The 9,320-nt window shown below is 66.8% G+C and carries 5 protein-coding genes and 1 pseudogene; 3 read left to right on the top strand and 3 right to left on the bottom strand.

From position 1 onward, the window contains the following. Positions 1–345: pseudogene (locus G6020_RS04700) on the top strand (hypothetical protein); the annotation flags it as partial. 545 nt (positions 346–890) lie between these two features. On the opposite strand, the gene G6020_RS16915 reads toward G6020_RS04700, so the two are convergent. Both G6020_RS16915 and G6020_RS04690 read right to left on the bottom strand, forming a co-directional pair. Further along, positions 891–1,148, bottom strand: a complete 258-nt coding sequence (locus tag G6020_RS16915) for a hypothetical protein (RefSeq protein WP_241731592.1) — start codon at positions 1,146–1,148, stop codon at positions 891–893. Between the two features lie 310 nt (positions 1,149–1,458). Next, on the bottom strand, positions 1,459–1,815 hold the full coding sequence (locus G6020_RS04690) for a hypothetical protein (protein ID WP_241731593.1): 357 nt from the start codon (positions 1,813–1,815) through the stop codon (positions 1,459–1,461). Positions 1,816–2,064: 249 nt separating this feature from the next. Here G6020_RS04690 and mobF point away from each other — a divergent pair, with 249 nt between their 5' ends. Continuing rightward, on the top strand, positions 2,065–5,604 hold the full coding sequence (mobF, locus tag G6020_RS04685) for a MobF family relaxase (RefSeq protein WP_043569151.1): 3,540 nt from the start codon (positions 2,065–2,067) through the stop codon (positions 5,602–5,604). Positions 5,605–5,632: 28 nt separating this feature from the next. Here the strand turns inward: mobF and G6020_RS04680 are convergent, their stop codons facing one another. Continuing rightward, positions 5,633–7,489 (bottom strand): hypothetical protein, encoded by a 1,857-nt coding sequence (locus tag G6020_RS04680; protein WP_007633957.1) that lies wholly within the window; start codon positions 7,487–7,489, stop codon positions 5,633–5,635. 842 nt (positions 7,490–8,331) lie between these two features. Here G6020_RS04680 and G6020_RS04675 point away from each other — a divergent pair. Continuing rightward, a complete protein-coding gene (locus G6020_RS04675; protein WP_007633959.1) occupies positions 8,332–8,907 on the top strand; it encodes a ParA family protein in 576 nt (191 codons plus the stop codon). Positions 8,908–9,320 lie beyond the last annotated feature (413 nt).

The following is a 9,320-nucleotide window of genomic DNA, read 5'->3' as shown; positions in this document are numbered from 1 at the left end:
CGGGCCGCGGAGCAGGCGGATGAGGCCACGGCGGTCGCGCTCGATGCTGCTCGCGCGGGTGAGGCCCACGCCCTGGAGGCGGCCGAGCAGGCTGCTGCAGAGCGGGACGATGCGGTCGCATCCCGCGACCGAGCACTCGGCGAGCTCGAGGGAATGCGCGACGAGCTCGAGCAGCTGCGCGGCCAGCTCGAGGAAACGCGCCAGGACGCCGCCGTCGCACGCACCAAGGCCGAGGAGTCCGACCGGGCACGGGTCCGGGCGGAGGCAACCTCAGACACACTGCGGGAGGTGCTGGATTCGCTGCGCGAGGCCGCCCGCACGCCGGAACATCCGGGCGAGTCCTAGCGGAGCTCGCCAGGGCACGTGGGGCACTGACTGTCGGGGGGAGAAGTCACACTGACAGCAGGTCAACCGAAAACAGGTCGGCACGAGCCGCGCCCACGAATGGGTGCTCTGCTGCGAGCAGACGGGCGGCAAGGAGGAGTCCCGATGTGGGATCTGACGACGGCGCTGCAGGCTACCGCGGTGGTCGCTGCCGGCGCCTTGGCCGTGCCTCCGGTCGCGCGTGGGGCCGGTGGGTTCTGCGCAGTGATTGGGCTGCTCGGTGTGCTGCAAGGCCGTACGTGGGCGCCGACGGTCGCGGCGCTGGGGCTGTTGGCGTGGTTCGTGGGTCATTGGTCGTTCGCGGTGCGACACGGGCGTGCGCTATCGGTCGGCGATAGCGCTGTGGGTGATCGATAGGACCCCGCTGCGATGGACGATCCCGCGGTACTGGCAGCTGCGCCGCCAACGTCGACAAACAGCGGCCCGCTGACACATCCGGAGCCGCCAAAAAGAAAGGCCCCGCCGTCGGCGAGGCCACTACTGCGAGCGACTGTACTCCCCAGGCTCTAGAACAGTGAGGGTGTGTCGAGGGGCGCGGCGTTGCCACAGGCGCGGGCGTAGGCGCGCGCGTCCCAGCCGCCGGCGAGTGCGTCTCGCACGGCTAGGGATCGGGCGTGGCGGTTGGTGTGTTGGTCGGGGTTGCGGATGGCGCCGGTGCGACCGCACGCGACGGCGTAGCGCAGGTTTGCTGACTGGGTAGAGGCGACGACATGCCCCGGGTCGACGCGTACGCACAGGGGTTCGTTGCAGCGGTGTTCGGCCACCACGCCATCGTCCAGTTGGCCGGCGAGCAGGAGTGCGAATCGGTGCCCGGACTCGGTTCGACTGATCCCACCCGATCTCCACGTCAGGCGTGTATACCCGTCGACGCCGCTGATCGCTGAGATCAGGAACCAGCACCCGTCCCCGGGCGCTTTGACGACCCGGGACCAGAACGCGTCGATCGCCGCCTGGGTGGGCGGCAGTGTCGAACTGTAGGGACGAGACCGCCGCGCCGCGGCCGAGGGGGCAGGCGCCGGAATCAGGTCCAGGCCTGGCAGAGGAATGTCCACGTCTGCGGGACTGGTGCGCGGGTCAGTGTGGCTCGGCACCGTTGTGGTCCGAGGCCGTGTCCGACGCCTGCTCGTCAGTGGTCTCCGGTGTTCCTTCCCCGGTGACGGTGCGGTCCTTCGCGGCGCGGATCGCGGCGCCGACCTCGCGGGCGGACAGTCCAGTCATCTCGGCCAGGTCTGCTTGCGCGACCCCGAGGCCCTTCAGCTCGATCAGCGCCTCCCCTAGGGCAGCCTCTGCGTCGGCGCGGGCGTCGATCGCGGAGAACACCGCCACTAGCTTGGACTCGCGCTTGCGCGCCCGCTCGAGCTCGTCAGCCATGGCTTGGCGGGCACGGGCCCGGGCGGTCTGGGAACGCGAATCAGTCTTCGTAGCAGCCATGGACCAAACCCTAGAGCACTCCTACGACACCCGCGAGCAGCAACCACTCCCCCATCGGCCACCGCGTCGCTCATTCCGTCCCCCGTAGAGCCGCCACCGTTGTGGCCAGACTGAGCACCCGCTACCGCTCGATTAAACAGCCACACACAGTAGGCACTCTCAGTGAAGGAGGGAAAACCGCTGGTCAGCGCTGCGCGCGTGCTGGCGCGTAGACGCGGCCGTTACGGGCCGCATACGCTGGCGTATGTGATGAGTCTGCGGGCGGTCCATGCGGGTACTGGATACCAGTACCTGCTGCGCTCGGTCGCCACTCACGACGCCGACCCGCAAGGCATGGCCCTGTCGGACTACTACGCCGCTAAGGGGACCCCGCCGGGACGATGGATCGGTAGTGGACTTCAGGGGCTGAACTCCCAGTCCGTGGCCTCTGGGTCGACGGTGACCGAGGCGCAGATGGCGGCCCTGTACGGCGAAGGCCTGCATCCGGATACCGATCAGATGATGGCCGACGGCCAAAGCCTGTCGGCCTGCAAGCTCGGCCGATCCTTCCCCATCTACACCGGCGGCGTGGACGTTCTGGAAGCGATATCCGCCGCGGAAAAGACGTTCCTCGCTGTCGAAGGGCGGCGCCCCACCGCCGATGAACGAGGCCAGATCGCCGAGGGCGCCGCACGGCCGTATTACGCGGAGAAGTTCGGCTACGAGCACGCCTCCGGCAAGGACGTCATCGCGTGGGTCAACCGGGAGCGCGACCAGGTGCGCCAGGCGGTTGCAGGGTTCGATTTCACGTTCTCTCCGGTGAAAAGTGTCAGCGTCCTGTGGGCGCTGGCCGACGAGCAGACTGCCTCCCAAGTGGCCGCCCTGCATCACGAAGCCGTGGCCGAAGCACTGGCATGGGCCGAGGACAACGCGATCTACACGCGCGTCGGGACCGGCGGTATCAAGCAGGTCACAACCGGCGGGATCATCGCCTCGGAGTTCACCCATTTTGATACCCGGTGCGGGGACCCGGACCTGCACTCCCACGTCCTTGTGGCCAACAAGGTCCAAGGCCCTGACGGGCGGTGGCTGTCGCTGGACTCTCGCGCGATCCATCAGATGCACCAAGCCATTTCCGCTCGGTATGACGCGATCCTGCACGACCTTCTGACCCGTCGCATGGGCGTGGAGTTCCAGGCCAACTACCCGCACCCGGACAAGGCACCCATATGGGAGATCGCTGGGATCGACCGCCGCCTGATCGACGCCTTCTCCTCCCGCCGGGCCCTGGCCAGGCCGGTCTATGACCGACTGGTGGCTGAGTACGTTGAGAAGAACAATCGGCAGCCTTCCCAGCGGGCGTCCTACGCCCTGTGGCAGAAGGCCATCCTCGACACCCGCGACGCCAGAAAGCCCGCCCAATCACTGACCGAACACCGCGCCACCTGGCGGGAGATGGCCGAAAAAGTCGTCGGCACGCACGCAGTGGACAGCGTGGTTGGCGAGGTCACCGGGCAGGGTCAGAGCCAGCTGTCGCGGGAGCTGTTCGACGCCCAGGTCCACGCCCGACAGGTGGCCGAGCAGGCGGTTGACGCGGTGACAGCTCGGCGAGCGCAGTTTCGCCGTTCCCACGTCGAGACCGCCGTTTCCACCGTGCTCAAGGGCTACCGATTCGAGGGCCCCGAGGCGCTGGACCAGGCGCACGAACAGGTCATGGCCACCGCCATGGGAGAGCTCGTGGTGCAGCTGACCCCGCCGGAGAGTCTGGACCTTCCGGGTGCGTTGACCGGGCCGGACGGGGCCGGCATTGACCGGCACGCAAACGCCGAGAAATACACCACCCAGGCAGTCCTCGACGCCGAGACCGCCACCCTGGAGGCGGCCCACTCGCCGGTCGCGGTGATCGCTACCCGCGCCGATCTCGACCGCGCACTGAAGACGCACGAGGACGCCGAAGGATGGTCCCTCAACGCCGGACAAACTGCCCTCGCGGCGCATCTCATCGGTGCCGGAACACTGCTCGCCGCAGGCGTGGGACCGGCTGGGACCGGCAAGACCGCATCCATGAAGGTCGTCGCCCGAACCTGGCGCGACACCGGCCGATCGGTCATCGGTCTGGCACCCTCCGCAGCAGCAGCGGCCGTCCTCGCAGGCGACATCGGCACCGACTGTCACACCATCGACTCACTGACCTTCACCTGGATGGGCAAGCACCCCACCCTACCCGGAAAGACCCTCGACGCACTGCCGGTCACGATCAAACCTGGGGACATGCTTCTCGTGGACGAAGCCGGCATGGCCAGCACCGAGAACCTCGCAGCACTGACCGAAATCGCCGCCGAATCCGGGGCCATCCTCCGCCTGATCGGCGACCCCAAACAGCTCGCGGCAGTCGAGACCGGCGGTCTGTTCGCCGACCTGACCCGCACCCCAGGCACGCCTCAGTTGCGCGAGGTCATGCGCATGGGCTCAGACACCGAACAAGCCGACGCGACCCTGGGCCTGCGCGAAGGCGATCCCGGCGCACTGGCTCTCTACAACGAGCGCGGATGGATCACCGGCGGGCACCGCGAGCAGATGCTCACCGACGCCGCCGAGGCGTTCCTCGCCGACACCAAGGCGGGCCGCCAGGCACTGATCATCGCCTCGACCAACACCGATGTCGACACCCTCAACGAGGTCATCCGAGCCGACCGGATCGCCCACGGCCTCGTCGACGACGCACACACCACCAGGGTCGCTCGCGGCGACACCGTTGGTGTCGGCGACACCGTCATCGCCCGAACCAACTCCACGCTCTACACCGAGAACCGCACCTACCTCGGACGGGTCATCAACGGCCAACTATTCACCGTCACCGGCATCACCGATGATGGCTCACTGGCAGTACGCGACTCCTCCACCGGCCAAGACATGCTCATCCCCGCCAGCTACGCCGACAAGAGCATCCACCTCGGCTACGCCGCCACCATCCACCGCGCCCAGGGCGCCACCGTCGATACCGTCCACGCCGTCATCGACGCTGGCGTGGACCGTGCCGGCCTGTATGTCGCCATGACCCGCGGCAGACGAGAAAACCACGCCTACGCCGTATGCGAACCCACCCTCGACACGGGCGCCGAAGACGCACACATGCACTCCGCCGGCGACCACCACGCCCCCACACCCGAGCAGGTGCTCACCGGGGTGCTGGCCCGCGACACCCACCAGGCCTCGGCCACCGAAACCCTGCGCCAGGAATACGCGGCCGCCACCAGCGACGAACGGCTCGCCCAGCTCTACCGCCACGGCGTGGACCTCGCCGCCCGCGATTTTACCGCCGCCACCCTCCCGGCCTACATCGACGCACTCCCCCGTGCCTACGCCCACCAGCTCGAGGCAGACCCCGACCAATACCAGGCCCTGGAAGGCGCGTGGACCGACGCAGCCATCCGAGGCCTCGACCCCCGCGAGGAATGGGACAACGCCACCGACACCCTCGACACTGCCAACAAGCCAGGCACCGTCATCGCCCACCGGATACGCCACGCGACCGGTGAGACCACCGACACCAACACCCTGCCCACTCCCCCACCCGCGGCCCCGGGATGCGACACCGAACTGACCACCTGGCTTGCAGAGACCCACCGCGCCCTCACCGCCGACCCTGTGGCCACGGCGGTAGCCCGTGCAGCGTCCTTCACTGCCGAGGACTTTGTCGCCTCCTACCTCGAATCCCGAGCCGCAGAACACGAACCCGGCCCGGACACCCATCCCACGACGAGCTCGCCATGGGGGCCATCACCCGACTCCTCCCCCGACCTGTGGTGACTCGCCCCTGCTCGTTTGGCGCCAGTGGTCAGGCTGCGGTGCGAGCCCACTGGTGCGGGGCGAGCAGCATGTCGGGGGCGGGCAGTGCCGCGCGGGCTGCGGCGACCAGCTCCCACCAACTGTCGGGATCGGCCTCGCGATGAAGATCTTGGGCAGCCATCGCCGCGCCCCAGGTGGTGGCCGACACTGGCGGGCCGGTCGAGGTAGCGCCGTAGGCCAGCGCAATGTCGGTCGGGTGGATCTGCTCAGCCTCATCAGGGTCGGGGAATTCGCCCCACTCCCCCAACGCGTCGGAGCGCTGCGGCTGGTGCCGGGTGGTGAACCACCACACGAACACCGCCGAATGCAGCCGGTACAGGCGCACCCGATCGGCGTGCGCACCATCGACACCAGCAGCAACGGCCGCTCGCGCTAACCGCGACCGACCCCGGTACACGCGGCCATCAGCGGTGCACAGACCCAGAGAGTGCAGTGCGCGCAGTTTGCTGCGCACCGTCGCCGGGCAGATCCCGAGCCTGGTCGCCAGCTCACGCACCGATAGGCGGCCAGCGGACAGGTGCGTCCACACACGCATGCCCAACACCCCGAGAGCACGGGCATGCCAGATGTCCTCTCGGGCGCATTCGAGCTCAGCGTCAAGCTGGCTCTGCATCTCCGGGGTAAATACTGCGCCACTTCTTTGCTCCCCGCCCCCGGGTCTTACGATCTGCCACACTGCCGCCCAGGGGCCGGCTGCTCGCTGCACGCGGGCGACCCACCCCTGCTGGACAAGCGCTTTCAGCCGGTCGGCGACGGTGTCTCTGGTCAGACCTGCGGCCAGGGCCCAGTCGCGCTCGGACAGGTGCACCTCCGCTGTCGCGGCTGCGACGGTGCGGGCTGCCAGTGCCAGGAGCACGAGGCGGTCTTGGGCTCCGGTCTTGCCGGACCACCGGTGGGGTTGGGAGTCCATGCGGGTGAGCAGGTCGGCGACAGTGGTCTCGGCAGCGCGGCGGGCGGGCGAGGGTCCTGCAGTGCTGGACTGGGTGTAGCTGGCTGCGGTGACGGCTTTGGCCCACTGGCGGGCCAACTCGGCGGTCGCGTCTAACCGGGGGGTGCGCTCCCCTGCGTTGGTGCGGTGGGTGCGGACGAACTCCAACCCGGGCCAACGGTCAGTTAAGGCAGCCTCGTGCAGGTCGCGATACTGCATCCGGGCGTGGGCGCAGGCCAGCAGGACCGACCACCCCACCGCGGAGGCATCCGTGCGGTCGGTGATCGGGGCGCGGGCAAGGGCACGAATCTGTGGGTTCAGGGGGCGTCTGGGCCCGGCCAGGTACGGATGGCCTTGCACATCGACGTGCACAGGAACCGGGGCGATCCCAGCACCGGCGGCGGAGGCGCCCTTGCTCTGAGGGGGTTGTGTCAGCTGCGTGAGAACTGTGCGCAAGGCCCGCAGGGACACCGGCCGGATATGCGGATCTGTCAGGGGCATCGATGTGCCGCCGGCGCGGTGGGGCGAGCCCGGGGCGCGGACACAACCCGTGCGCGAGTTAGCCAGCGGGCCCCGATCCAGCGAGGGCCACGCGGCGCTGAAAGCGTCGAGGATCGGTGCCAGCCGCTGCGCGGAGACGGCGGTGCTCAGCCGGATCCATACGTGGTATCCCCCACCAGGTCCTGACGAGCACACCAGGTGCTCGATGCCCGCGGCAGTCAAGGCAGCTGTGCACGCTGCGAGGTCTTTGTCTGCCGTTGAGCCGGCATGGTGGGCGTCAAAATCGAGCGCGAGGAGCCGAAACTTGCCCGATTCATCGGTCAAGTGCAGGGCGAAAGGCGTCCCCTCCCCCGGCGCGCCGTCGGTGAGACGCCTGGTGGCGGCGAAGGTATGCGCCTTGTGCGAGTCGACACGCACATACGGGCGCGGACTCCACGCGCACACCACAGAGTCCCACCACCAGGTGGAATCTCGGGTTGTGAGGTTATCGCGGTCAGAGCGAGACACGCCGATCAGATCGACTGGACCATCCGATGGGTATGACTTACTCTGAGAGGTGCCTGGAAGCACAGCTCTCCTAATTGGTGAGCAACACCGAGTTTGAGCGGTAACTCGAACTCTTGACTTTCGATCCCGGTCCACCTGCCAGTGGGCCGGGATCAGTCATTTCAGGGTTGCGGGGTGTTCAACTGTTGGCCGGGCGCGGGCCGGCCACCGCTTCACGCTGAAATTGCCTCCTCATCTGCAGGTGGAACTACGGCCTCGGGCAGGCCAAGATTGATGGCGGCGAGGTCAGACAAGTATTGAGACATCGAGACGCCTCTAGACCTGGCTTCCACCCGAAGTGCCTCGTACACCTCAGGGGCCATACGGACGGGCACGCGCATGCGCTCGCCGAATGACGGTCGCCCGGGGCCCCGCTGCTTCGTCGCCATGGGAGGAAAACTCCCACACTTGGCGCCACAAATCCTATCGACACGCCTAGGTGAGGTGGAGTTTTTGGCGCCGCCTACGGCTCTGTAGGCGGTCATCGGCTGCGGCACATCCACGGCGGTATATACCGCAAAACCGACACCGGTACACACCGCAACACCAGTACCCGTCTGACGGTGATTACTGATGTACCGCTATCTTTCCAAAGGTATTTCGGGATGTCCGGCGTGGCTGGCGCGCTCCTGTGCTGCAGTTTTGGTATCAAGGTGATGACCAAAATAGGTACAGCGGTATCGCGGTATAGAAAGATTGAGGTGTAGCGGGTTTTGAAGATTGCGGTAGTTAACACCAAGGGTGGCGTCGGTAAGACGACCACTGCCATCTACCTAGCGACGGTCGCGAGCGCGCAGGGCAAGTCGACTGAGTTGCTAGACGCGGACCCTCAGGGGTCGGCCACTAGTTGGGCTGAGATTGCGACGGAGGGGAGTGCGCCTTTGCCGTTTCAAGTCTCGCCCGCGAACAAGATCACGCTTTCGCGCGCATCTAGTAGCGACATCACAGTGATCGACACGCCTCCGGGTGCTGCTGACATCATTCAGGCCGCGATCGATGCGGCTGATGTTGTCGTGGTCCCCACTGCGCCGTCTGGGTTGGACCTCCAGCGCGTCTGGCCGACGTTGGAGGCTGCTGCACATAAGCCAGCTGGCGTCCTTCTCACGAGCGTTGAGCTCGGCACTAAGCTGCTCGAGCTCACAAAGGAGGCCCTTGAATCGGAAGGGGTGTTCGTATTCGAGAATGTGATTGGGAAGCGACAGGCGATACGCCAGTCATTCGGCACATGTCCAACAAGCTTCTTCGGCTATCGAGACCTGATGGACGAGATCGTTGAGGTGACTAAATGAGTGGCAAATCGGAACCGGTGAGCCGTAGTTTGCGACCACGGGCCGCAGCTCCCATCCGGCCGGTCTCGGAAACGTTCTCTGCTTCTGAAGCCGCACGTCCGGCCGGTCCTCGGCGTACGAAGACATCTCTAGCGCTTGATGTTGAGGTGTACCGGAGAGCCAAGATCGCGGCCATCCAACAAGGGGAGACCGTGTCTGAGTTTATCGAGGCAGCTATTCGAAACGCACTTCCTGAGTAGTTTCGCCAGAGGTGAAAACCGTCGTCGGTAGAAACGGATCGAGGTATATACCGCTGACGGTATCGGCCACCGAAGAAGTCGTGATTCTCAGGCTGGTAGGCAAGTCCGGTGCGAGCATCGAGCACGGGCGCCTAGCCGCGTGACGAGCCTGTTAGGGACGTGCTTCGGATAGCA

It is taken from the genome of Dietzia sp. B19 (assembly GCF_014145155.1).
Classification (GTDB): domain Bacteria; phylum Actinomycetota; class Actinomycetes; order Mycobacteriales; family Mycobacteriaceae; genus Dietzia; species Dietzia natronolimnaea.
The sequence above is the reverse complement of the archived record's forward strand: the minus strand, read 5'-3'. Positions and strand labels throughout refer to the sequence as shown.

Bases quoted from the DNA above. Each gene is read 5' to 3' on its own strand.
- G6020_RS04690 (WP_241731593.1), bottom strand. From the start codon at position 1,815: ATGGCTGCTACGAAGACTGATTCGCGTTCCCAGACCGCCCGGGCCCGT.
- mobF (WP_043569151.1), top strand. From the start codon at position 2,065: ATGAGTCTGCGGGCGGTCCATGCGGGTACTGGATACCAGTACCTGCTG.